This is a genomic window from Cellulomonas jepli, from assembly GCF_047229345.1.
Taxonomy (GTDB): Bacteria; Actinomycetota; Actinomycetes; order Actinomycetales; family Cellulomonadaceae; genus Cellulomonas_A.
Map to the genome: position 1 here is coordinate 1 of NZ_JBFTER010000051.1, position 23,855 is coordinate 23,855.

Sequence of the window (23,855 nt, forward strand, 5' to 3'; positions counted from 1 at the left end):
CCCCGCGGCTGGGCGCCCCCCGCGACATTTTTGTAACCCCCCCCCCCCCCGCCCCCCCCCCCCCCCGCCCCCCGGCGGGGCCCCCCCGCCCCCCCCCCCGGCCCCCCCCGCCCGACCGCAGCCGGCGACACCGGGCTGTTCGCCCGGACGTACGCGACCGACGCGGCGAGGTCGACCTGGCCCGAGTCGACGCGCGCCGCACCGGCCGCGAGCGCCGCGAAGCCGTCGCCGCCGGACGCGAGGAACGAGTTCGCCGTGACACGGTAGGTGGCGCCCTGGTCGAGGGGCCCGCCGTCGACCTGCACACCGGTGACGCGCTGCCCGACGGGGGCCGACGCGTCGTACGTGTAGGTGACGTTCTCGGAGAGGCCGAGGTGCAGCTTCGTGCGAGGGGCGCTCGGCGTGCCCCACTGCTGCTCGAGGAGCTCGTCGACCTGCGCGCCCGTCAGCTCGACGACCACGAGCGTGTTCGCGAACGGCTGCACGTCGGCGACCGCCCGGTACGTCACGTCGCCGTCCGCCGCACCGACGAGGTCCGCGCGCAGACCGCCCGGGTTCATCACCGCGAGGTCGGCGGGCGTCCCGCCGAACGCCGGGTTCGCGGCGCTCGTCGCCCACAGGTGCATGTCCGCGACGAGGTTGCCGAGCGGCGACTCGAGGCTCCGGTCGACCTCCCCCGCGGCGTTGCGTGCGCGCAGGACGTCCGCGGTGAGCCTCCCCACGACGACCGAGCCGGACTCCTCGGCGTCCGCGACCGCCCGGTCGACGATCGCCTGCACCGCCGGGTCGGCGGGGTACGCGGGGGCGCCGCCGACGACCATCGGCAGCAGGTCCTGGCTCGCGGCGACGACGCGGGCGGCCGCGGTGTCGTAGGTGAGCTCGACGCGTGCGAGGTTCTGACCGTACTGGCCACCCTGCACGACGGGCCGCGGGACGTCGCTGCCCGGGACCGGGTACGCGCACGCGTAGGTGCGGTGCGTGTGCGCCGAGAAGATCGCGTCGACGTCGGGGGACGTCTCCCGCACGACGCGCCCGAACGCGCCGGTCTCGGTGCCCGCAGCGGCGCAGTCACCGGTCTCGGCGCCGTCGTGCACGAGCGCGACGGTCACGTCGGCGGCGTCCTGGGCCTCGATCCGCGCGGCGACGCGGTTCAGCGCGGCGACCGGGTCGCCGAAGTCGAGCCCCGCGATGCCGGCCGGGGACACGAGCGTCGGGGTCTCGGCCGTCACGACACCGACGAACGCGACCCGCACGCCCGAGCGCTCGACGACCTCGTACTCGGGCAGGACCGGGTCGGTCGTGCCCGTCGTGTAGACGTTCGCGGCCAGGTAGGGGAAGTCGGCGAGCGGCTGCACGCGGCCGGTGAGGTCGTCGATCCCCTGGTCGAGCTCGTGGTTGCCGATCGCCGAGACCTCGAGGCCCGCCGCGTCCAGCACGTCGATCGTCGGCACGTCCTTCGCGATCATCGAGGGGAACGTGGACGCGCCGATGTTGTCGCCCGCGGACACGAAGACCGTGTCGGGGTTCTCCGTGCGGAGCTGCCGGACCGCGCCGGAGAGGACCGCCGCACCGGCGACGCCGCCGCGCAGGTCCGGTTCGAGCCGGCCGTGGAAGTCGTTCGTGCCGAGCAGCTGGAGCTCGACGAGGTCGTCGTCCGCGGCCGCGGTCTCGACGGCGAGGAGCGTCGTGGAGCCCGAGACCTCGTTGCCGACCGCGAGCAGCGGCTTCCCGGTCGGGGAGTCCGCCGCGGGGACGAACGCGATCGACTCCGGCCCCAGGTCACCGGCGGCGGCCAGGTCGCCGCCGTCCTCGACGGACACGGAGAAGTCGCGGTTGTTGAGATAGCTGACGAACGACGCGTCCCGGGGGTCCGTCACGTCGTACACCGCGACCCCGCCGACCCGTTCGAACCCGACGAACGCGTAGGTGCGCCCGTCGACCTCGCCGAGCGCGACGGCCTCGGGCTCCGGGCCCTTGTCGTCGCTGCGGCCCTCGAGGTTCGACTCGCTGTGGTTGGAGCTCACGAACTCCGGCGCCGCGGCGTAGGTGATCTCCTCGAACGACGAGCCCGAGTCCCAGACCCGCTCGCCGGCGGTCGTCCAGATGGAGAACGAGCGTGAGCCGAACGCGTGGAGCTCCTCGTAGCAGCTGCCGTCGGCGCTGAGGCCGGACGCGGTGCTCACGTTGAGGCGCCCGAGCGCGGCGTCCCCGGTGAGCCCGGCGAGCGGCGCGCAGACCGGCGCGAGCCCGTCCTTGCCGAGCGCCTTCACGCGGGCCGGCTCGGCGTAGTCGCCCCACTCGCGGGCGTCGCCCTCGTTCGCGGTGACGAGGTAGGTCGCGCCACCGGCCTGGTAGGACGCGATGGCGTCGGGCTGGTGGAGGCCGCGCAGCCCGTCGTAGGTGCGCAGGCGGAAGCCGCTGTCGCGGTCCGACGGGTCGAGGGGCACGACGGCGTGGTCCTGGCTGCCGAGCGCGGTGATCCGGGTGACGGTGGCGGCGTCGAGGTCGACGGTCGCGAGCGCGTTCGCCTCCTGGAGCGTCACGTACGCGGTCGAGCCGACGACCGTCACGTACTCGGGCTCGAGGTTGAGCGAGGGCAGCAGCGCGGGGGCGCCGGGGCCGGTCGGACCGAAGACGCGCACGCCGTCGGGCAGCGCACCGGGGGTGTCGAACGCGGTGAAGCCCGCCGTGCGGACCGCCTCCTGCGCGGGCGCGGAGACGCCGGACGGCAGCGCCACGACGCTCACGGACCCGGCGGGGTCGACGCTGTAGTCGTCGGCGGGCTCGGCCTCGTCGGCCGTCACGGCCCAGGCGCCGTCGGGCGAGACGGCGACCTTGTCCGGCTGCGCACCCACACGCACCGCACCGAGGACGCCGAGGGACGTGGCGTCGAGGAACGCGACCCAGCCGCGCTCGGTCTTCGTCGCGTGCTGGACGGCGACCACGACCAGGCCGTCCGCCCGGACGTCGACGGAGTTCACCGAGGCACCGGCGGGGATCGTGTCGCCGAGCGCGTCCGCGATGCCGGCGACCGCGATCGTGCCGACCTTCGTCGGCTCCGTGGCGTCCGACGCGTCGAGGACGTCGACCTCGCCCGACACGGCGTTGACGACGAACAGGCGCTCCGTGGCGGCGTGGAACACGACGATCTCGGCGGCCGACGCGTCGAAGACGCCGGTCTCGTACGTGCCGAGCGGCGACAGCGTGACCGCTGCACCGGGCGCGGCGTGGCGCACGGGCTCGACGACGAGGTTCGCCGACGCGGGCGCCAGCAGGGCGGGCACGAGCCCGGCAGCCAGCAGCGTCGCCGCGGCGACGGTCGCCGTCGCGCGCCGGGACCGGGTGCGGGGCGCGTGGGGGCGCGGGTCGCTCACGGGAGTCCTTCCTCCACGGGTGCCGGCGGGTCCGGCGGGACGCAGGGACCGTAGAGGGAGGCGGCGACCGTGGAGGGAGCGGGGGGCGACGAGCGGGTGAACGCGCGGTGACCTGCACGGACGCGCACCCGTGGCCGGCCCGGGCGCGGACCCGCCCGAGGACGTGGGCCGTCAGCCGGCCGTGGTCGAGCCGCCGCCCGTCAGCCCGTGGCTCGGCCCGCAGCCGGCACCGCCGCCGCGGACGCGACCCGGCCGTACGCCAGCCTGCGCACCAGCACCTCGAACGGCCCACGCCGCCCCGCCCGGTGCATCGCCGCGGCGACCGCCACGGTCACGAGCCACACCCCGACCGCGAGCACCGCCGCCTGCGCCGTCCCGATCTGCCCGCCCAGCCCGAGCCCCCACGCGCTCAGCAGCGGCGCGAACATCAGCGACTGCAGCAGGTACGCCGTGAGCGAGCGCTCCCCGGTCGCGGCGACCGCCGACAGCGCACCGCCGCGCGCCCGCTCCCCCCACACCGCCGCGAGCCAGCCGAACAGGCACACGTACCCGAGCCCCATGACGTCCCCGGCCACGTGGTGCACGAGCTCCGCGACGCCGAGCGCCGTCTCCCCGGGCCGCCACACCTGCGCGACCGCGAGCGCGTACGGCAGCCCGCCGACGACGTTGACCACCGCGGCGACGACCGCGACCTGACCGAGCCGGCGCCGGTGCTCCGCGGGGCGCGTGAGCCAGCCGGCACGGGCGAGCAGGATGCCGACGACGACGTGCGGGACGAACATGAGCGACACCGTGAACAGGGACGTCGCGGTCGCGACGGTCAGGAGTCGCTCGCCGACGGTCGGGAGGTAGCCGAGCGTCGCCGGGTCCGCGACGGCCGCCGCGCCCGCGTCGGCGCTCCCGGCCGAGCCGGAGTCGAGCACGCTCAGCACCGCGACGGCACCGGCGGCCATCGACAGCACGTAGGCGACGACGAACCACCGCACGAGCGTCGCCCGGGACCGGTGCAGGAACGCGAGCGCGACGAGGCCGGTCGCACCGTACGGGGCGAGGATGTCGCCGGCGAAGAGCAGTGCCGCGTGCGCCAGGCCGAGCGCGATCAGCGCACCGCTGCGACGCGCGAGCACCCGACGCGTCGTCCTCCGGTCGGCGCCGCGGGCGGCGAGCCGGGCCGCCATCGTCGCGAGGCCGAACCCGTAGAGGATCGCGAACATCGGCTTGGACCGGCTGTCGACGACGAACGCGACGACCCCGTCGACGAGGTGGTCGAGCGACGAGCCGCCGGCGGGGCGACCCCCGGCGTCGAGCCAGCCGGCGTCGGACCACAGGTAGCCCCACACGTTCGCCGACGCGATGAACAGCAGCAGCATCCCGCGCGCGAGGTCGGGCGCGACGGACCGCGCGACGGGAGCGGGGGCGACAGGTGCGAGGCCGGCGGGTACCGGGCCGGACAGTGGAGGGACGCGGGGCGCGGAGTCGTCGGTCGTCGGGGTCGTCGGGGTCGAGGGTGTTCGTGGCGGGACCGGCGCGGTGGTGGTCCTGTCGTGACTCATGCGGACGACGGTAGGGGCCGCTGACCTGCGCAGACACCCTGCTGGCCACCGGACCGACGGGGGGCCAGCCCCCGGCTCGAGCACCCGGCCCGGGTGCCGCTGGCGTCGCCGCGCGATCCTGGGTCCGTCAGGCGCGGCTCTCGAGCACCTCGAGGTCGCGCTCGGCGTACCGGCGGTGCCACCACTCCTCGTTCAGCACGATCCGGAGGCACTTCTGCGGGGTGAGCACCTTGCCCTCGTCGGGCCACCCGGGACCGACGAGGGGCGGGCCGGGGACGTCGAGCCGCTCGTCCGTCAGCCCGTCGAGCGCCCGCCGCACGAGCGCCATCGCCGCGCGGCGCACGGCGAGCGCGTCGTCGAGCGTGGGCCGGGCGTCCCGGTCCTGCGGCACGCCCTCCCGTGGCTCCATCCCGTCCCACGGGAGCGACAGCGGGTGCCACGGGCGCGGGTCGCCGAGCACCCCTCGCCCGACCCAGGCCTGCGACGCGAACGCGAGGTGGCGGAGCGTCTGGACGAAGGACCACTCCTCACCGACCGACTCGTGGAGCTGGGCCTCGGGGAGCCGACGCGCCCGCGCGACGGTCGCGGCCCACAGCCGCTCGTTCGCGTCCCACGCCGCGCGGAACCCGTCCGCCGTCGTCGCCCGGAAGAGGACCCGCTCAGGGTGGCGGCGGTCGAGCTCGGCGTCGACCAGCGGGACCACGTCGACCCCGTTGACCACGAGGCTCTCGATCTCGCCGTCGATCGTGGTGCCCGCGACCTCGACGTCCCGCATGACGACGCCGCGCAGCCCGACGGCGCGGAACGTCGAGCCCGTGAGGTCCACGCGCACGAAGCGCGCCCCGGTCAGGTCCACGTCCTCGAGCGCGGTGCCGCGCCGGTCCTCGATGTCGTCCATGCGCGGACGCTAGACCCGAGGCCCGACACCGGGCCGGGCGGCGGGCCGGCGCAGCGCGTGCATCGTCGGGCCACGGTCCCCCAGCCGCACCGCGCTCACGTGCACGAACCCGCGCGCCTCGTAGAAGCGCACGTTCGCGTCGACCGTGGTGTTGACGTGCGCGGGAAGGTCGCCGGGCAGCTCCGCGAGCGCGGACCCGACGAGCGACGCGCCGATCCCCTCGCCACGCCGGTCCGCGTCGACGCCCAGGAGGTGCAGCAGCGCGTGCGGCTCGTCGGGCAGCTGCCCGTGCATCGCCGTGAACCCCTCCCGCACGACCGCGAGGTGCTCGGCCGGCAGCAGGAGGGCGCCCATCGTGTCCCCGGGAAGGGCGGGCCCACCGTCGGCCCCGCTCGACCCGGTGCCGGGCACGGACCACGCCGCCGCCCCGACCGCTCGCGTGCCGTCGGTCGCGAGCCAGACCGTGCCCGCGACGACGTAGGTCTCGACGGGCGCCCACAGGAACGCCGCGACGGCGGCCTCGCGGTGCGGGTGGCCGGCGAAGATCCAGTCCATGAGCGGGTCGGGCGCGAGCGCCCGGGCGAGCACGGAACGGGCGGCAGGCAGGTCCGCCGGTCCGGCGCGGCGCACCACGGGCCCGGCCGTCGTCGCGTCGGGGTCCGGCGTGCTCACCATCGCGACTCCTCGGGACGGTCGTCGCACCCGCCGCCCGGGCGGACGGCACCTCCCATCGTGGCGCGGGCACCCGCCGCGGCACCAGGGCGGCCGGGCCGGGCGTCACGCCGGCAGCGGCAGCCCCCGCGGGCCGAGCACCTCGATCGACGTCGGCGTGGGCCGCGTGTCCGGGACGGGCGCGCCCCATACCGGGTTGCCGTCCGTGTCGAACGGCAGGACCTGCGCGCGGGCGTGCCGGTTCGGGTCGAACAGCGGGTCGACCGTGATCTCGGTGTAGGTGCGGGCGTGGTAGACGAGCACGACGTCGCCGTCGGGCGTCTGCGTGAACGAGTTGTGGCCCGGGCCGTACTGACCGTTCTCGGGCGAGCTCACGAACACCGGGTCGGGGCTCTTGGTCCACGACGCGGGGTCGAGCAGGTCGGCGTCCACCGAGGCGGTGAGCAGGCCCATCGCGTAGTCGATGCCCGTCGCGGCGCCCGAGTACGTCAGGTAGACGCGTCCGCCGTGCACCAGCACGGACGGGCCCTCGTTGACGGAGAAGCCGCGCACCTCCCAGTCGAACTCGGGCCGGCTGAGCAGGACGGCCGAGGTGGCGAGCGTCCACGGGTTCGCCATGCGCGCGATGTAGAGGTTCGAGTGCCCGGGGACCGCGACGTCCTGCTGCGCCCACACGAGGTGCTGGGTGCCGTCGAGCACCACGCTCGTGGCGTCGAGCGCGAAGGACTCCCACCCGGTGTCGACCTGCCCGCGCTCGACCCACTCGCCCGTGAACGGGTCCTCGGCCTCGTTCTCGAGCACGTAGATCCGGTGGTCGAAGGTCTCGGCCGCGCCCGGGGCGTCGCGCGTGCCGTGGTCGTGCGGCGCGGCGGCGAGGTACACGTACCAGCGGCCGCCGACGCGGTGCAGCTCGGGGGCCCAGATGAGGTGGGACATCGGCCCGTCGGCGTGCCGCTCCCAGATCGTCACCTCCTCGGCGTCCTGCAGGTCGTCGAGGCGCTCGGCGCGGCGCAGGACGACGCGGTCGTACTGCGGGTGCGACGCGGTGAAGTAATAGGTGCCCTCGTGCAGCAGCACGCACGGGTCGGCGCGCTGGAGCACGACGGGGTTCTGGAAGCTCATGGCGGATCGGACCTCGGGCTGGACGGGACGGGCGGACGCGGTCACTGGCCACCGAGGCCGGTGGTCGCCACGCCGCGGATGATCTGGCGCTGGAAGAGCATGAAGACGACGACGAGCGGCAGGCCGGCGAGGATCGCCGACGCCATGACCTGCGCGTACCGGACCCCGAAGCTGCTCTGCACCTGCACGAGGCCCACCGGGAGCGTGAGCAGCGACGGGTCGGTCGTGATGATGAACGGCCACAGGAAGTTGTTCCACGCGCCGATGAACACGAAGATCGCGACGGCCGCGAGGATCGACCGGGACAGCGGCAGGACGATCTGCAGGAAGATCCGCAGCGAGCCGGCGCCGTCGACCCGGGCGGCCTCCTCGAGCTCGTTCGGCACGCCGTCGAAGAACTTCTTCAGGATGAAGACCATCGCCGGGGCCACGAGCTGCGGGAGGATGATGCCCGCGTACGTGTCGGCCATCCCCCACGCCAGCATCTGGCGGTACAGCGGGACGATGAGGATCTGCGGCGGGACCATGACGCCCGCGATCGTCAGGGCGAACAGCACGTTCCGGCCCCGGAAGCGCGTGCGGGAGAAGCCGTAGGCCGCGGACGCGCACAGCGCGACGGTGAGCACGGTGACGACGACGGCGACCACGGTGCTGTTGACGAACCAGGTGATCAGGTTGTCGTTGCTCAGCATCGACCGGTAGGCCTGCAGCGTGAAGCCGTTCTCGGGGACGAGCTCGAGCGGCACCGCCGTCGTGTCGCCCTCCTCCTTGAGCGACGTCACGAGCGCCCAGGCCAGCGGCGCGAGCCACAGCAGCGCCACGACCGTCAGCGCGGTCGCGAGGGCGGCGCGGACCCAGAGCGGCGAGCGCAGTGCCGGGACGGCGTCGGGCGACCGGCGCGGGGAGCGGCGGACCCGGGTCGGCTTCGTCAGGGCGGTGTCGGCGGCGGCCATCAGGACTCCCTCCGCGAGGTCAGGCGTGCCTGGAGGACCGCGACCACGATGATGATCAGGAAGAACGCGTACGAGATCGCCGACGCGTAGCCGAGCCGGTAGTTCACGAACCCGGTGTCGTAGACGTACTGCAGGATCGGCGAGGCGTTGCCCGCGGGGCCGCCGCTGCCGCCGTAGAGGATGTAGGCCTGGTCGAAGAGCTTGAGCGACGCGAGCACCTGGAGCACGACCACGAGCCCGGTCGTGACCTTGAGCAGCGGCAGCGTGATCGAGAAGAGCCGCCGCCAGCCGTCCGCGCCGTCGAGCGACGCGGCCTCGTAGACCGTCGCCGGGATCGCCTGCAGCGCCGAGAGGTAGAGCAGGAAGTTGAACCCCACGGTCCACCAGACCGTCACGAGCACGACCGACCACAGCGCCAGGTCCGGGTCCGTGGTCCAGCCGACCGGACCGAGCCCGACCCAGCCGAGCGCGGCGTTGAGCAGCCCGAAGTCACCCTGGAACAGCCACTGCCAGATGAGCACGACCGTCGAGACCGGCAGCAGGAACGGCGCGAAGTAGGCGAACCGCCAGAACCACTGACCGCGCGTCCCGGTGTGCACGAGCAGCGCCATGACGAGCGCGACGAGCACGAGCGGCACGGTGCTCAGCACGGTGAACAGCAGTGTGATGCCGAGCGTGCGCCACACGAGCGGGTCGGACGCGAGCTGCGCGTAGTTGTCGAGCCCGACGAACTCCGACTCGGGGCTCACGAGGCTCGTGTCGGTGAAGCTCATGCCGAGCCCGTAGACGAGCGGCCACAGCAGGAACGCGGCGTAGACGAGCAGGAACGGCAGGACGAACCACGGTCTCCCGCGTCCGACGCTCAGGCTGCGCCGGGCCCGGCCGTCGGCGCCGGCCTGCCCGACGAGCGCCGGACCGCCCGCGCGCGCCGTGTTCTGGGCGCTCCCGACGGCGCTCACACCGGGCTCCCGAGCGTGAGCTGCTGGTCGAGCCAGCCGATGAGGTCGTCGGCGCCCTCGTCGGGGGTCAGCGCTCCCGAGGTGATGCCCTGCAGGGTCTGGCCGGCCCGGGACATCAGGGTCGAGCCGGAGCCGGAGAAGTAGGCGTCGGGGTCGAACTCCACCACCTGAGCGGCCTCCCGGTAGGCGGACTGCGGCTGGAGGGCGAGGTACTCGGGGCTCTCGGCCACCGAGGACAGCGCGGGGATGTGCCCGCCGCGCGCCCAGTCGAGCGAGTTGGTCAGCATGGACACCGCCATGTCGTAGGCGGCGCTGCGGGCCGCGGGGTCGACCTTCGCCTGGCGCGGGAGCACGAGGCTGTGGCTGTCGGCGCGGACGTACGGGGTATCACCGAAGACCGCGGGGAACTGCGTCATGGAGAACGGCGTGCCGGCGTTCTGGGCGGTGACGATCTCCCAGGGCCCGATGAGCAGGAAGCCGGCCTGGCCGCTCGCGAAGCTCGCCGGTGCGGCGGGCCCGTCGAGGGTCTTCGAGGCGATGGTCCCGTCGCACATGGTCTGCATGAAGGCCATGGCCTCGACCATCGCGTCGCGGTCCACCTCGGCGGGGCCGCCGTCGGGCAGCTCGATCTGCCCGCCGAGCTGCCGGAACACCGACCAGAAGAGCATCCAGGTGGCGAGGGCGTCGGCGGCGCCGAACGCGATGCCGTTGACCCCCGTGACCTCCGCGGCCCGGCGCCCGGCGTCGAGGAACGCCTCGGCGCCCTGGATCGGCGCGAGCGTGCCGTCAGCGGCGAGGAGCCCGGCCTGCGCGCACACCTCGGTGTTGTAGAAGAGGACGAGCGGGTGCGTGTCGAGCGGGAGCGCCATGAGCTTCCCGTCGATGGTCACGCGCTCGAGGACGGGTGCGGGGAACTGGTCGGGCGTGACCCCGCGCGCCTCGAGCTCGGCGAGGTCCCACTCGTCGACGAGCTCCTTGCCGAAGGTCGCGAGCCGCGAGGCGTGCAGCGTCGCGAGGTCGGGGGCGCGGCCGCCCGCGCACGCCATCGCGAGCTTCGTGTAGTACGGCGCTCCCCATGCGAGCGTCGTGGCGGTGACGTCGGTGCCGGGCGCCTCGTCGCGGAAGCTGTCGACGAGGCCGACCATGCGCTCGCCGTCGCCGCCGACGAAGAAGTTCCAGTACGCGAGCGGGATGCCGGCCGCGGCGCCGGGCGGGGACCCGCAGCCGGCGAGCGCGGTGATCCCTCCCGCGGCGACCGCGGCGCGCAGGAACGCGCGGCGGGACAGCATGTAGTCGGTCATCGTCGTCGACGCCTCTCAGCCGACCTGCACCAGGAACATGTTCCAGGAGGCGGGCGCGAGCTCGGCGGTGAGGACCCCCTCGTCGAGCTTGGCGCCGCCGTGGGCACGGGGCACGACCCGGTCGGGGTCGGACTCGGTGTTCGCGGCCGTCAGGTCGTCGTCGGCGAGGACCAGGGCCTCGGCCAGCGCGGCGTCGCCGAAGCCACGCAGGCTGGTGCTGAACGACACCGGCTCCGACGGGTGCCGGTTCACGACGAAGAGCGCGACGCGGCCCTCGTCGGCGTCGTACGTCGCGACCGAGTCGAGCACCGGCACCTCGCCGTACTTCGCCGTGGTCATCGTCGGGGCGTCCAGGCGCAGGTCGAGCACGGTGCCGCGCGCGTGCCGGGCGGTCTGGGCGAACGGGTGGAAGATCGACTGCCGCCACGCCGGCCCACCGGGCTCGGTGCGGATCGAGGAGATCGTGTTGACGAGCTGGGCCTGCGAGGCGGCCGTGACCCGGTCCGCGTGGCGCAGCAGCGTGATGAGGAGCGACCCGACGACGACCGCGTCGAGGACCGTGTACGCCTCCTCGCTGGTCCGCGGGGCCTCGGTCCACTCCTCCGGGAGCCCGCCCTGGCCGCTCTGCAGCTCGCGCAGGTACCAGACGTTCCACTCGTCGAACGAGATGTTGACGCGCCTGTCCGAGGACAGCTTCGCCCCGATGTGGTCCGCCGTGGCCACGACCTGGTGGATGAACCGGTCCATGTCCGCAGAGCACGCCAGGAAGCTCGCGTGGTCGCCGTCGAGCAGCTGGTAGTAGGCGTGCGCGGAGACGTAGTCGACGACCTCGTAGGTGTGCTCCAGCACAGTCGCCTCCCAGGCGCCGAACGTCGGCATCGCGCGGCTCGACGACCCGCACGCGACGAGCTCGAGGTCCTTGTCGAACTGCCGCATCGCGAGCGCGGTCCGCGCGGCCAGGCGCCCGTACTCCTCGGCGGACATGTGCCCGAGCTGCCAGGGCCCGTCCATCTCGTTGCCCAGGCACCACATCCGGATGTCGTGCGGCTCCTCGGCGCCGTGCTCGATCCGCAGGTCCGAGAGCGTGGTGCCGCCCGGGTGGTTGGCGTACTCGAGGAGCTCGATGGCCTCCTGCAGGCCGCGCGTGCCGAGGTTCATCGCCATCATCGGCTCGACGCCGGCGACCTTGGTCCACCGCATGAACTCGTTGAGGCCGAACGCGTTGGTCTCGATCGTGCGCCACGCCGGGTCCAGCCGCGTCGGCCGCTGCTCGGCCGGGCCGACGCCGTCCTCCCACTTGTACCCCGACACGAAGTTGCCGCCCGGGTACCGCACGGTCGTGACCCCGAGCTCCCGGACCAGGTCGAGGACGTCGCCACGGAAGCCGTCCTCGTCGGCGGTGGGGTGGCCTGGCTCGTAGATGCCGGTGTAGACGCACCGGCCCATGTGCTCCACGAAGGACCCGAAGATCCTCCGGTTGACCGGGGCGACCACGAAGGCCGGGTCGATGGACACACGTGCTCGCTGCATTGCGGAAGCCTTCCCCCGACGGATTTACGACGTTGTAAACCGTCGCCCGCAGGTGTGCTCCCTGTCAAGCGCGCTCGACCGTCCCGCCGTGTGCGGGGTGCGGTCCGCACGCCCGGACGGAGGCCGCGGGACCGGTGTCACGGGCTACGGTGTGTCCGGTTTCGGAGACAGGAGCTCGTTGTGGCGTCGACGACCGACCACCTCTCGGCACGCCCGCAGGTGCCGCCGGAGTGGTGGCAGACGGCACGCGCCGGCGCGGCCGCGTGGTGGGCGTCGCGTCCCCGTCTGGCGAGCCGGTGGGCTCGCGTGCGCGCGGTGGGCCTGTGGGTCTCGATCGTGCTCGTCCTGGTCATGCTGGTCCTGGTGGAGTCCACGAGGGACTCGGTGCGGGTGTACGTGGGCAGCTTCGTGCTGCTCGTCGTGTGGTTCGTGCTCGCCCGGACCAAGACCGTCTCCTGGGCGACGACCGCGCGGCTGTTCAGCGTGGCGGTGCTGTGGTCGGCGTTCCTCGGGTGGTTCACGCTGCAGGTCGCCGCGGCGCTCGACCTGTGGCCGTCGTCCGACGGATCCGGGGTGGCCCTCGCCGGGTTCCTGGAGGAGACCGGCAAGCTCGTCCCGCTGCTCGTGCTCGCGCTGCTCGCGCCCGGGCGGGTGCGGCGGTTCTCCGCGACGGACTGGTCGCTCGTCGGGTTCGCGTCCGGGATCGCGTTCAACGCCTACGAGGACGCGGTCCGTCAGGTCGCGTCGCGCGGGACGCTGTGGCTGTTCTGGAACCCGCCGGAGCCCTACACGCTCAACCCGTGGACGACCGCCGGGTTCGCGTCCGTGGACGGCGTCGCGGTCGCCCACGGGCACCACATCTGGACCGCCACGACCGCGATGAGCATCGGCCTCGGCATCGCGCTGTGGCGGACGGGCCGTGCTCCGGCGCGCGTGACCGCGTTCGCGCTGCCGGTCCTCTCGTTCGTGCTCACGGTGGCCGAGCACGCCTCGTACAACGCCCACAACGCGCACTCGAACTGGCCCGCCGAGACCGCCCCCGGGTTCCCCGCGGTGCTGTCCGGCCTGTGGTCGCTCACGGGGCACGGGAAGGCGACCGGCGTGGCGTCGGTCGTGCTGCTGGTCGCCTGCCTCCTCGTGGACGTGCGACGCCGACACCGCGCGGCACTGCTCGCGCCGGCGGGCGGGGACAGGCGGCGCCCTGCGGGTGCCGTGGGGGACACCGAGCCCGGTACCCGCGTGCTGGGGTGGTGGCAGGCGCGCGTCGACCGCTGGGAGGGCGCGACCCGCCGGCTCGCAGGCCTCGTCACCCCGCTGCTGCGGGCGGCTGCCCAGTGGTGGGCCGACGTCGCGGTCGTCCTCGCCGCCCACGCACGGGTCGACGGAGAGCCGCGCCGGCTGGCCCTCGGGCGCGCCCGGGCGGTGGCGGTGCACGTGCGGAACATCCGCGCCGAGGCGATGGCCCTGACCACACCGGGCGTCGAGCCGCGGGCCCGCGCGGTGTTCCGCCGCACCGCGACGGTCGTCGGGCTCGTCGGGCTCGCCCTCGCCCTCTGGTGGGGCACGACGATGGCCGCCGCGATCGGCCGCTCCCTGCTCCTGGACGGTGACGGGAACTACCTCGCCGGCCTCCTCGAGAACTCCGGGCAGTGGTGGAACGGCCTGTCGCCCGGTCAGCAGATCGCCGTCGGCGCCGGCGTCGCCGCGCTCGTCGCGCTCTCCGGCGGGTCCCTCGCGCTCGCCATCGGGGTCTCCGGCGTCGCGACCTACGGCCTGTCCCATGCCGAGGGCGCCGCCACCTTCACGCGCGACCCCGTCCGCGCGACCGCCGACTATCTCGCGACCACCACCCCACTCGAAGCCGCCCTCGACGGCGGAGAGCTCGTGCTGACCTTCCTGCCCGGGAACTTCGCGGGCGCCGCCGCGGGTCGTGGTGCGCGATCGCTCGTCAGCACAGGCCGCACCTCCGTTCCTGTCGACCCCCCGTCGGGCCCGCTCGCCGCGATCGACGAGTGGGTCGGTGACGTCAATCCGGGCTACACCGGAGACCCGTTCGACCCACGTTCGATCAACTGCGGGAAGTGCACAGAGTCCGTGCACGACGTGTTCCAGGGCCAGGCCCTCACACCCGCGGGACTCGGCACCTACACGGTTCCCGAGATGGAAGCGATCACGGGGCTGCGGCAGGTCGAGATGTCTCCTGAGCAGATCGCCGACGAACTACGATCTGGGGGCGCTGGCTCGCACGCCGTGGTCGGGATCGACCGGGCCGACGACTCCGGCCACTGGTTCAACGCCTACTTCGACGGTGAGCGGGTCGTCGCAGTCGACGGGCAGTCCGGGGAGATCCTCGACTGGCCGCCCGACTTCGGAGCCATCCGGTGGGACGCAGCGATCAGGAGGACGAACCCGTGATCCACGACCGACATGAGGGCGCCGCCCTGGCGAGCGAGCTGCTTCGCGTGCCGCTCGCCGACGCGGTGGAGCACTCCCGGGACCTGCCGGAGATCGACGCGTTCTTCTACTGGGTGCCGATCCGCGGCGGTGGACGCCTCATCGTCGGACGTGATGGTTCCGTGCTCTTCGGCATCTCCTCCCTCCGGCTGGAACAGATGGTCGAGGCTTTCGCCGCCGGACGCCGGACCGACCGCGCGCTCTTCGACACTCCTTGATCTCCCCGGTCCACACCGGAGGTCCTCGGCTCTGTCGGAGCGACCGACCGACCAGGTCCGTCTCGTGATCCACGTGATCGCCACCACCGTCAGCGGATCCTCATGACCGGGTACACGATCGAGCCCGAGGTGGCCGGAGGGCTCGGCGTGCGAACGGTCATCGATGCGAGCGTCGATCCGCCGCGCGTCGACCACCTCGACTACGAGCTCGCCGGCTGGCAGGGCGACGACATCGTCGAGGCGTTCCCCTGCTTCGCCGTCACCTCGGCGCTCGGCGACTCGCTGCGCGCCGCGCACGTCACCGGTTTCAGCCTCGCCGAGATGACCGTGAGCACCACGCCCGAGTTCGACGAGCGGCACCGGTCGCCGCTCCCGACCTTCCACTGGCTCCGTGTCACCGGTCGAGCGGGGGTCGACGACCTCTGGATCGGCGACGACCTCGTCCTGCGCGCGAGCGAGCGCGCCTACGCCGTGCTGGCGGGGGCGCACCTGGCCCACGCCGTCGTGGAGCGGTCCGCCTGAGCGCGCCGTCGCGACGGACCGCGCGCGGTGGGCGTTCCTGGGCGCCGGAACGGTGCGTCCCCTAATCGATTCCGCATCCGCGGCACCGGAGTCGGCCCCCGGCCGCAGCCCTAGCGTGGACCGAGCGCTCCCGCGACGACCGTCCCAGCGCCGGGCCGGTGCCGTGCGTGGTGACCGCACCCACTCACGTCGTCCGCCCAGCAGAGGACCGCCATGTCACCGATCACCCACCGCCGAGGGCTGCGCCGAGGCCGGGTCGCCGTCCTCGCGGTCGCCGCCGCGCTGGTCGTCTCCGGCGTCGTCGCACCGCAGGTCGCCTTCGCCGCGCCCGACCCGGGCTCGCCGGTCAAGGTCAACCAGGTCGCGTACGTCCCGGGCGTCGCGAAGGTCGCGACGCTGGTCAGCACGTCGACGTCCCCGGTCCCGTGGACGCTGCGGAACGCCGCCGGAGCGGTCGTCGCGGAGGGCCAGTCGACGGTCCGGGGCGCCGACGCGCTGTCCGGCGACCGGACCCACCTGATCGACTTCTCGGCGTTCGACACCGCAGGCTCGGGCTACGTGCTGTCCGCGGGCGGGTCGAGCAGCCTGCCGTTCGACGTCTCCGCCGACCCGGTCAAGAAGCTGCGGTACGACGCGCTCGCGTTCTTCTACCACCAGCGCAGCGGCATCGCGATCGAGTCGCAGTACGTCGGCAGCACCTACGCGCGGGCCGCGGGGCACCTCGGCGTCGCGCCGAACCAGGGCGACACGAGCGTCCCGTGCCGGCAGTCGTGCGGGTACAGCCTGGACGTGCGCGGCGGCTGGTACGACGCCGGTGACCAGGGCAAGTACGTCGTCAACGGCGGCATCGCGACGTGGCAGCTGCAGAACGCGTACGAGCGGACGCTGCACGTGACGGGCGCGGACAGGGCGGCGCTGGCCGACGGCACGCTGGCGATCCCGGAGCGCTCGAACGGCGCCCCGGACGTGCTCGACGAGGCGCGCTGGGAGGTCGAGTTCCTGCTCCGCATGCAGGTACCGGCCGGCCGCACCGACGCCGGGATGGTGCACCACAAGATCCACGACGAGAACTGGACGGGCATCCCGACGATCCCCGCGCAGGACAGCCAGCGCCGGCTCCTCTCGCCGGTGAGCACCGCGGCGACGCTCAACATGGCTGCGGTCGCGGCGCAGGCGTCGCGGCTGTGGAAGACGCTCGACCCCGCGTTCTCCGCGAAGGCCCTCACCGCGGCGCAGACCGCGTACGCGGCGGCCAAGGCGAACCCGAACCGGCTCGCGTCGAGCACCGACGGCACGGGCGGGGGCGCGTACAGCGACGCCTCGGTGGCGGACGAGTTCTACTGGGCGGCCGCCGAGCTCTACGCGACGACCGGCTCGGACACCTACCGCGCCGACGTCACGGGCTCGTCGCTGTACCGCGGCGGCAGCTTCGCGCAGCGCGGGTACGACTGGGGCTGGACCGGCGGGCTCGGCGACACGACCCTCGCGCTCGTCCCGACCGCCCTGCCCGCCGCCGACGTCGCCGCGACCCGTGCCGCGATCGTCGCGTTCGCCGACTCCGCGCTGACCCGCGCGAACGCGCAGGCCTACCCGGCGCCGAACAACGCGGGGTCGGTCTACTACTGGGGCTCGAACGGCCAGGTCGCGAACAACGCCAACGCCCTCGCCCTCGCGTTCGACTTCACCGGCCAGGCGAGGTACCGCACCGGCGTCTACGCCGCGCTCGACTACTTCCAGGGCCGCAACCCGCTGAACCAGTCGTACATCGCGGGCTACGGCGAGAAGGCCGTGCAGAACCTGCACCACCGGTTCTGGGCGAAGCAGAACGACGCGTCGCTGCCCATCGCGCCGCCCGGGTCGTTCTCCGGCGGACCGAACAGCGAGCTGCAGGACCCGATCGCCGCCGCCCAGCTCGCCGGCTGCGCCGCGCAGAAGTGCTTCGTCGACCACATCGAGGCGTACTCGGTCAACGAGGTCGCGATCAACTGGAACTCGGCGCTGGCCTGGCTCGCGAGCTGGGCGGCCGAGCACGTCGGTGGTGCGCCCGCGGTCGACACGACACCCCCGACGGTCCCGGGCACGCCGACCGCGAGCGCGATCACGGACACGTCCGTCACCCTCACCTGGACCGCGTCGACCGACCCCGAGAGCGGGATCTCCGGGTACGAGGTCGTGCGCGTCGCCGGCGACTCGCTCGAGATCGTGGCGTCGACGACCGCGACCTCCGTCGCGGTCACGCGGCTCGCCCCCGACACCGCGCACACGTTCGTCGTCCGCGCGCGCAACAACGCCCGGCTGTACGCCGACTCCGCGCCGATCACCGTGCGGACGACGGGCGGCGTCACCCCGGTCGACACGCCGCCGACGACGCCCGGCGCCCCCGTGGCCTCGGCGATCACGCAGACGGGCGCGACGCTCACGTGGACGCCGTCGACCGACGACACGGGCGTCGCCGGGTACGACGTGCTGCGCGTCCAGGGCAGCACGCAGACGGTCGTGGCGTCGTCGACCACCCCGTCGGTCGCCCTCACCGGCCTGACGGCGGACACCGACCACACGTTCGTCGTCCGGGCGAAGGACACCGCGGGCCAGCTCTCGTCCGCGTCACCGAGCGTCGCGTTCCGCACCCTCCCGCTCGCCACCACGCCGCCCGGCGCCTGCAAGGTCGCGTACTCGGCGAACTCGTGGGGCAGCGGGTTCACCGGCTCGGTCACGCTGACCAACACCGGGTCGACGCCGTGGACGTCGTGGAACCTCGCGTTCACGTTCCCGGGCGACCAGAAGGTGACACAGGGGTGGAGCGCCGTCTACAGCCAGACCGGCTCCGCGGTGACCGTGACGAACGCGGCGTGGAACGGGTCCGTGCCGGCGGGCGGGTCGACGACCTTCGGGTTCAACGGCTCGTACAGCGGCACCAACGCGGCGCCGACCGGGTTCACCGTGAACGGGGCGGCCTGCGGCTGAGGTCCGCAGCAGTGCGACGACGGCCGCCGGTCCCCGTGACCGGCGGCCGTCGGTGCGTCCCCCGCGCCCTGCTTGCTCGAACCGGGCACGCGGACGGGCGCACGAACGGCGTGCGACGAGCGTGCACAGGATCCCCTCCGGCTCCTCGACAACCTCCACCGCGCTCGAGCACGCTCGCCCTAGGGTCGTCGCGGCCGGGCGGATCGGCCGCCGCGGCCCCTCCGCCGGGCGCGACGAGAGGCAGGCCGACGTGCAGCAGTACCTCGACAACTTCGGAGGCCTGATCGCGCTCCTGGCCCTGGTGGCCGGCGCGTGCGGCGTCGCCGTCGCGCTCGCCGGGGCCCGGGCGGTGCGCGGTGGTGCGTCCTGGTCGTCGTACCTCGCCCGCGTCGTCCCCCGGGCCGCCTTCGCCGTGTTCGCCCCGCGGTGATCGAGGCCGCGCAGTACGTGCTCGGGCTCGGCCGGGTCTCCGCGGTCGACGACGTGCTGCTCAACACGCTCGGCGGCGCGGTCGCTGCCGTCGTCGGGGTGCACCTGCTCGCGCCGCGGGTCCGGGGCGCCGCACAGCCGGGGACGCGTCGGGGACGTCTTCCCTCGCTCCCCGGACCGACGCATCCTGGAGGCGTGAACCCCGACGCCGACCTGCTGCTGCGCCGGGGACGGCTCGACGACGTCAACTCGCTCGCCCCGATGTCCGGCTCGGCGGACCGGGCGCTCGCCCGGCTGCGGGCCGCGGGGACGGGTGACGAGACCCTGCTCGTGGCCGAGCACGACGGACGGGTCGTCGCCGCCGTGAGCGTGCGCTGGCACCACGACTGCGACCCGCCGCACCCCTGGTTGTACGGCCTGCACGTGAGCGCGGCCGTCCGGCGCCACGGGTTCGGCACCCTGCTGCTCGGGGCCGCCGAGACGGTCGCGAGCCTGCGCGGCGTCGAGGCGATGAGCCTCGACGTGGACCGCGGCGAGACCGGGCTCGTCGCCTTCTACGAGCGCCGCGGCTACGCGAAGGTCGGGCCGCACGAGCACCACTGGCGGTCCGTGAGCTCGGCGACCGGGGACGTCGTCGCCGAGGGGACCGCCGACACCTGGATCATGCGGCACCGTCTCGGCTCCGACTGACCACGCTCCGCGCGGGCGTGCGGGGCGCGCCGTGTGGCGGCGGAACCCACGGCAGGCCGGGAGGCGCAGCGCGCGCCCGCGACGCAGACTGGAGCGGACCTCGAGTCGAAGCCGGAGGGCTCGGCCGGGTCGTCACGCCGGGGGGCCTCCATGATCATGTCCGTCCGCCACGCCGTGCTCGCCGGGCTCGCCTCGGCGGCGCTCGTCCTCGCCGGAGCCGTACCGGCGGCGGCGGTCGTCGAACGCCCGACGTTCCTGTGCAGCACCCTGCTCGCCGAGCAGAGCACCTGGTACGTGACCGGGCGCGTCGAGGGCGACCTCGTGGTCGACGCGTCGTGCGCGATCGGCAGCGCCACCGTGACGGGCGACGTGCTGTTCGAGGGCGCGCACTTCCTGGGCATCTACTCCTCCACCGTCGAGGGCGACGTGCGGCCGTCCGAGGGGCGTGACGTCGGGCAGGTCGAGGCGTACGGCTCGGTGTTCGGGGGGGACCTGACCCTCGGCCCCGTCGCGCGCGTGGGGGGCGCGACCGTCGGCGGCGACCTCGTGCTGCGGGCGACCCCGGACATCCCGTACGAGCACGCCACGTTCTGGGAGGCCTACGTCGACGACGCGGTCGTCGACGGGTCGGTCCGCGGCTCGACGCGCACGCTCACCCTCGAGCGCGTCGAGGTCGCGGGGAGCTACGACGTGACGGCCTCGGGGATCACGCGCCTGCGCCGGACCACCGTCGACGGCGACGTGGCGGCGCGCGGGGACAGCCGGGTCGTCGTGCACGACGCCGTCGTCGGCGGCTCGTTCACCGCGGACCGCACCCAGGACCTCCTGCTGTGCCGCGGCGAGGTCGGCGGCGACCTGACCGTCCGGGGCGTGCGGGTCTGGAGCCGGGTCGGCGAGGAGGGCACGCTGCTGTGCCGCTCGCGGGTCGGCGGGTCGCTGCACGTGGTCGACAACCCGTCGACGGTGGTCGTCGGCTCGGTCCGGGTCGCCGGGGGGCTGCTGTGCAGCGGCAACACGGGCAGCCGGGTCGTCGTGCAGCGTCCGGTCCTCGTGGTCGAGGGGACCCGCTCCGGGCAGTGCGCGTAGGGCCGTCCGACGGCGACGACCCCGCTGACGCTCTCATCCCGGCTGCGCGGCGTCCCAGGTCACGGTCGCCCGCACGCCGCCCTCGGGCCGCGGGACGAGGTCGAGCGAGCCTCCGTGCACGGCGACGATCCGCGCGGTCAGCGGCAGCCCCAGGCCGTGCGACCGCGTCGACCGATCACCAGTGCCCGACGCCGCGGCGTTCCCACCGACGACGTCGACCTGGCGAGTGAACGGCTCGAGCGCGAGCTGGAGCTGACGGGCGTCGACGTGCGCGCCGTCGTTCTCTACGCGGAGCCGCACAAGACGGGCGATGCCGTGGTCCGCGCCGCCCTCGCTACGTGCGCCGTCCCCACCAGCGGCGTCGCTCCCGTCGCCGCCATGAGCACCGCCCCCCTCAACGACGTCGCGGCCGTCGCCGCCGTTGTCCCCGCCACCACCGGCGAGCGTGACCACGACCCGCCCGCCCTCCGGACGGTTGTGCCGCACGGCGTTGCGGAGCAGGTTGTCGACGGCGCGCAGCAGCAGCGTCTCGTCGCCGAGCACCGTCGCGCGGTCGATCCGCGTCGTCACCGTGATGCCGCGACTGCGCGCCTCGGGCGCCAGGTCCTCGACGGCGTCGGCCACGAGGACGTCGAGGTCGACGGGCCGGTGCGCGACGGCACCCTGGTCGAGCGCGGCGAGGTCGAGCAACGCCGTGACCAGGTCCGTCGCCCGCTGCGTCGTCTCGTCGAGGCGCTGCAGCAGCACCGGGAGGTCGACCTCGTCGGGGTCCTCGCGCGCGACGTCGACCATCGCCCGCATGACCGCGAGCGGCGTGCGGAGCTCGTGCGACGCGTTCGCCGCGAACCGTCGCTGCGCGTGCAGGTCGCGCTCGAGCCGGTCGAGCATCGAGTCGAACGTGTCGGCCAGGTCGGTGAACTCGTCACGCCGGGACCCCTGCGACCCGACGCGCCGGGTCAGGTCGCCGTCGGCGGCGGCACGGGCGGCGGCGTTGAGGTGCTGCAGCGGCGTCAGCACCCGCCCGGCGAGCCACCATCCGCCGACCGACCCGACGATCGCGAGGACCGCGAGCGCCAGCGCGCACGCCTGGACGACGGCGTCGAGGATCTCGCCGCGCGACGCGATCGGACTTCCGAGATCGCGCGGGTTGGCAGCCGTGAGCGGGTAGTTGGGCACGAACCGCAGGACGGCCCAGATGCACACCGACATCACGAGGCCGGCGACGAGGAGGAACGCGACGTAGCTGACGGTCAGCCGCAGCCGCGCGCTGGTGCGCAGGCCGGCCCGCGCGTCGGCGGACGGACCGCCTGGGCGCCCTGTCACGACTCCCCCGGCTGGCCGACGCGGTACCCGACGCCCGGCACGGTGTGGATGACCCACGGCTCGCCGAGCCGCTTGCGCAGGTCCGAGATGGTGATCCGGACGGCGTTGGTGAAGGGATCGGCGTTCTCGTCCCACGCCCGCGCGAGCAGCTCCTCGGCGCTGACGACGCCCCCGCCCGCGCCCACGAGCACCTCCAGCACCGCGAACTGCTTGCGGCTCAGCCGCACGTACTGCCCGGCGCGGAACACCTCGCGCCGGAACGCGTCGAGCCGCAGCCCCGCGAGCTCGACCACGGGCGGCCCCGCCGCCGGACGCCGGCCGAGAGCCCGCACCCGCAGCACGAGCTCCTGCATCGCGAACGGCTTGGTCAGGTAGTCGTCGGCCCCGAGCCCGAACCCGCGCGACTTGTCGTCGAGCGTCCCCGCGGCCGTCAGCATCAGCACCCGCGTGCCCAGCCCCGCGGAGACCACCTGCCGGCACACCTCGTCGCCGTGCACGCCAGGCAGGTCCCGGTCGAGGACCACGACGTCGTACGCGGTGTGCGAGAACCGTTCGAGCGCCTGCTCGCCGTCGTCCGCGAGGTCCGCGGCGACCGCGTCGCGCCGCAGCGCCGTCTGGACAGCCTCCGCGAGGTACCGCTCGTCCTCGACGACCAGAACGCGCACCGCGACCTCCGGTCCCCTCGACGACGGACCCGGCGAGTCTAGGCAGCGGGGCCTATGGGAAACGTCTGCGATTTCGCCGACGCCCTCACAACACCCCGGCGCGTGGGCTGAGCGGTATGACGACCCGAACCCCGCACCGTCCCGCCTCGCCACGACCTGCGCCGACGCGCCGTCCCGCACGCCGGACCGTCCCGGCCCGCGCCGCCGTGCTCGCGCTCGTCGCGGTCGCCGTCCTGATCAGCGCCGCGCTCGCGCTCCCGAGCGTCCTCGCCCTCGTCTCGGGCGGTCCCGCCCCGACGCCGCGTCTGCTCGCTGCCGACGTGCTGCACTCCTCCGACGAGGCCCGCCTCCGCGAGACGAGGATCGACCCGTTCGACGACACCCACCCGGCGATCGCCGGCCTCGACTCCGACCTCCGCGCGGCCGTGCAGGCGGTCGCCCGCGACGCGCACGACCGCGGCGTCGACCTCTGGGTCACGTCCGGCCTGCGCACCGCCGCCCTGCAGCAGGACCTGCTCGACGACGCGGTCCGCAAGCACGGCTCGCTCGCCGAGGCCCGCCGGTTCGTCGCGACGCCCGAGGGATCGAGCCACGTCACGGGCGAGGCCGTCGACATCGGCCCCACGGACGGCGCGGACTGGGTGGTCCGGCACGGCGCGCGGTACGGGCTGTGCCAGACGTACGCCAACGAGATGTGGCACTTCGAGCTCGCGACCGAGCCGGGCGGCGAGTGCCCGGAGCAGCTGCCGGACGCGGGGTGACGGGCGGGCGTCGCGCCTCGATGCTCGTGGTCCCGGCGGCGGTCTCGACCTCCCTGGTGGCGCTAGGGTCTCGCGTCATGGAGGAGCCCGAGCAGCAGGTCGTCCTGTGCATGAGGGCCGACCTGCCGCAGCCGAGAAGGTCCGCGCAGGCGATCCTCGCGGACTGCGGGTGCCTGGTCTGGGCCGCTCCCGTGACCCTGGCGTTCCTGGACACGGACCCCGAGATCGTCGCGATCTGCGGACCCTGCCTCGCCGAGAGCGGCGTCGAGGTCGATGAGCTGCGTGCCGTCCCGAGGGCCTCGGACGAGCGACAGCTCTAGCAGTCGGGCCGCTCCTGCGGCGCCGCTCCAGCATCGTCGGGGTCGCGCACACCAGCAGACC

Annotated in this window: 20 protein-coding genes; 9 read left to right on the plus strand and 11 right to left on the minus strand. The window is 74.1% G+C overall.

All coding sequences use genetic code 11. The features are described 5' to 3' along the window. The 9 genes from AB6N24_RS13000 to arfA form a co-directional block, all read right to left on the minus strand. Window positions 1-3,374: choice-of-anchor I family protein (locus AB6N24_RS13000; protein WP_412869820.1), on the minus strand; the 3,374-nt coding region annotated here is incomplete at its 3' end. A 200-nt stretch (window positions 3,375-3,574) separates the two neighbouring features. Beyond that, window positions 3,575-4,927, minus strand: a complete 1,353-nt coding sequence (locus AB6N24_RS13005; protein WP_412869821.1) for a DUF418 domain-containing protein — start codon at window positions 4,925-4,927, stop codon at window positions 3,575-3,577. Between the two features lie 127 nt (window positions 4,928-5,054). Further along, the gene (locus AB6N24_RS13010) at window positions 5,055-5,825 is read right to left on the minus strand and encodes a DinB family protein (RefSeq protein ID WP_412869822.1); all 771 of its coding nucleotides are present in this window, start codon (window positions 5,823-5,825) and stop codon (window positions 5,055-5,057) included. Between the two features lie 9 nt (window positions 5,826-5,834). Then, window positions 5,835-6,500 carry a GNAT family N-acetyltransferase gene (locus AB6N24_RS13015; RefSeq protein WP_412869823.1) on the minus strand — a complete coding sequence of 222 codons (666 nt, stop codon included), beginning with the start codon at window positions 6,498-6,500 and terminating at the stop codon, window positions 5,835-5,837. Window positions 6,501-6,602: 102 nt separating this feature from the next. Next, entirely contained in the window at window positions 6,603-7,619 is a 1,017-nt protein-coding gene (locus tag AB6N24_RS13020; protein WP_412869824.1) for a glycoside hydrolase family 43 protein, read from the minus strand. A gap of 41 nt (window positions 7,620-7,660) precedes the next feature. Further along, window positions 7,661-8,572, minus strand: coding sequence for a carbohydrate ABC transporter permease (locus AB6N24_RS13025; RefSeq protein WP_412869825.1), 912 nt, complete (start codon window positions 8,570-8,572; stop codon window positions 7,661-7,663). After that, complete coding sequence (locus AB6N24_RS13030) at window positions 8,572-9,531, minus strand: carbohydrate ABC transporter permease (RefSeq protein WP_412869826.1); 960 nt, start codon at window positions 9,529-9,531, stop codon at window positions 8,572-8,574. The genes AB6N24_RS13025 and AB6N24_RS13030 overlap by 1 nt, the downstream gene beginning before the upstream one ends. Further along, entirely contained in the window at window positions 9,528-10,832 is a 1,305-nt protein-coding gene (locus tag AB6N24_RS13035; RefSeq protein ID WP_412869827.1) for an extracellular solute-binding protein, read from the minus strand. Before AB6N24_RS13035 ends, AB6N24_RS13030 begins: the two co-directional genes overlap by 4 nt. A gap of 15 nt (window positions 10,833-10,847) precedes the next feature. Next, window positions 10,848-12,362 carry an arabinosylfuranosidase ArfA gene (arfA, locus tag AB6N24_RS13040; RefSeq protein ID WP_412869828.1) on the minus strand — a complete coding sequence of 505 codons (1,515 nt, stop codon included), beginning with the start codon at window positions 12,360-12,362 and terminating at the stop codon, window positions 10,848-10,850. A gap of 180 nt (window positions 12,363-12,542) precedes the next feature. Here arfA and AB6N24_RS13045 point away from each other — a divergent pair, with 180 nt between their 5' ends. From AB6N24_RS13045 to AB6N24_RS13075, 7 genes are all read left to right on the plus strand, one after another. Next, window positions 12,543-14,777, plus strand: coding sequence for a toxin glutamine deamidase domain-containing protein (locus tag AB6N24_RS13045; protein ID WP_412869829.1), 2,235 nt, complete (start codon window positions 12,543-12,545; stop codon window positions 14,775-14,777). Continuing rightward, entirely contained in the window at window positions 14,774-15,034 is a 261-nt protein-coding gene (locus AB6N24_RS13050; RefSeq protein ID WP_183296536.1) for a hypothetical protein, read from the plus strand. Before AB6N24_RS13045 ends, AB6N24_RS13050 begins: the two co-directional genes overlap by 4 nt. 102 nt (window positions 15,035-15,136) lie before the next feature. Next, window positions 15,137-15,556: a hypothetical protein gene (locus AB6N24_RS13055; protein WP_412869830.1), complete on the plus strand. Its 420-nt coding sequence runs from the start codon at window positions 15,137-15,139 to the stop codon at window positions 15,554-15,556. A 213-nt stretch (window positions 15,557-15,769) separates the two neighbouring features. Further along, window positions 15,770-18,520, plus strand: coding sequence for a glycoside hydrolase family 9 protein (locus AB6N24_RS13060; RefSeq protein ID WP_412869831.1), 2,751 nt, complete (start codon window positions 15,770-15,772; stop codon window positions 18,518-18,520). A gap of 250 nt (window positions 18,521-18,770) precedes the next feature. Then, entirely contained in the window at window positions 18,771-18,950 is a 180-nt protein-coding gene (locus AB6N24_RS13065; protein ID WP_412869832.1) for a hypothetical protein, read from the plus strand. Beyond that, window positions 18,947-19,639 carry a GNAT family N-acetyltransferase gene (locus tag AB6N24_RS13070; RefSeq protein WP_412869833.1) on the plus strand — a complete coding sequence of 231 codons (693 nt, stop codon included), beginning with the start codon at window positions 18,947-18,949 and terminating at the stop codon, window positions 19,637-19,639. The genes AB6N24_RS13065 and AB6N24_RS13070 overlap by 4 nt, the downstream gene beginning before the upstream one ends. A 150-nt stretch (window positions 19,640-19,789) precedes the next feature. Further along, window positions 19,790-20,725 carry a hypothetical protein gene (locus AB6N24_RS13075; RefSeq protein ID WP_412869834.1) on the plus strand — a complete coding sequence of 312 codons (936 nt, stop codon included), beginning with the start codon at window positions 19,790-19,792 and terminating at the stop codon, window positions 20,723-20,725. Between the two features lie 33 nt (window positions 20,726-20,758). Here AB6N24_RS13075 and AB6N24_RS13080 read toward each other — a convergent pair whose 3' ends face one another. Continuing rightward, window positions 20,759-22,048: a sensor histidine kinase gene (locus tag AB6N24_RS13080; protein WP_412869835.1), complete on the minus strand. Its 1,290-nt coding sequence runs from the start codon at window positions 22,046-22,048 to the stop codon at window positions 20,759-20,761. Next, window positions 22,045-22,713: a response regulator transcription factor gene (locus AB6N24_RS13085; RefSeq protein ID WP_412869836.1), complete on the minus strand. Its 669-nt coding sequence runs from the start codon at window positions 22,711-22,713 to the stop codon at window positions 22,045-22,047. Before AB6N24_RS13085 ends, AB6N24_RS13080 begins: the two co-directional genes overlap by 4 nt. A gap of 116 nt (window positions 22,714-22,829) precedes the next feature. Between AB6N24_RS13085 and AB6N24_RS13090 the strand changes: the two genes are divergently transcribed. Both AB6N24_RS13090 and AB6N24_RS13095 read left to right on the plus strand, forming a co-directional pair. Next, complete coding sequence (locus tag AB6N24_RS13090) at window positions 22,830-23,474, plus strand: M15 family metallopeptidase (RefSeq protein WP_412869837.1); 645 nt, start codon at window positions 22,830-22,832, stop codon at window positions 23,472-23,474. Between the two features lie 77 nt (window positions 23,475-23,551). After that, window positions 23,552-23,794: a hypothetical protein gene (locus tag AB6N24_RS13095; protein WP_412869838.1), complete on the plus strand. Its 243-nt coding sequence runs from the start codon at window positions 23,552-23,554 to the stop codon at window positions 23,792-23,794. Window positions 23,795-23,855: the final 61 nt, after the last annotated feature.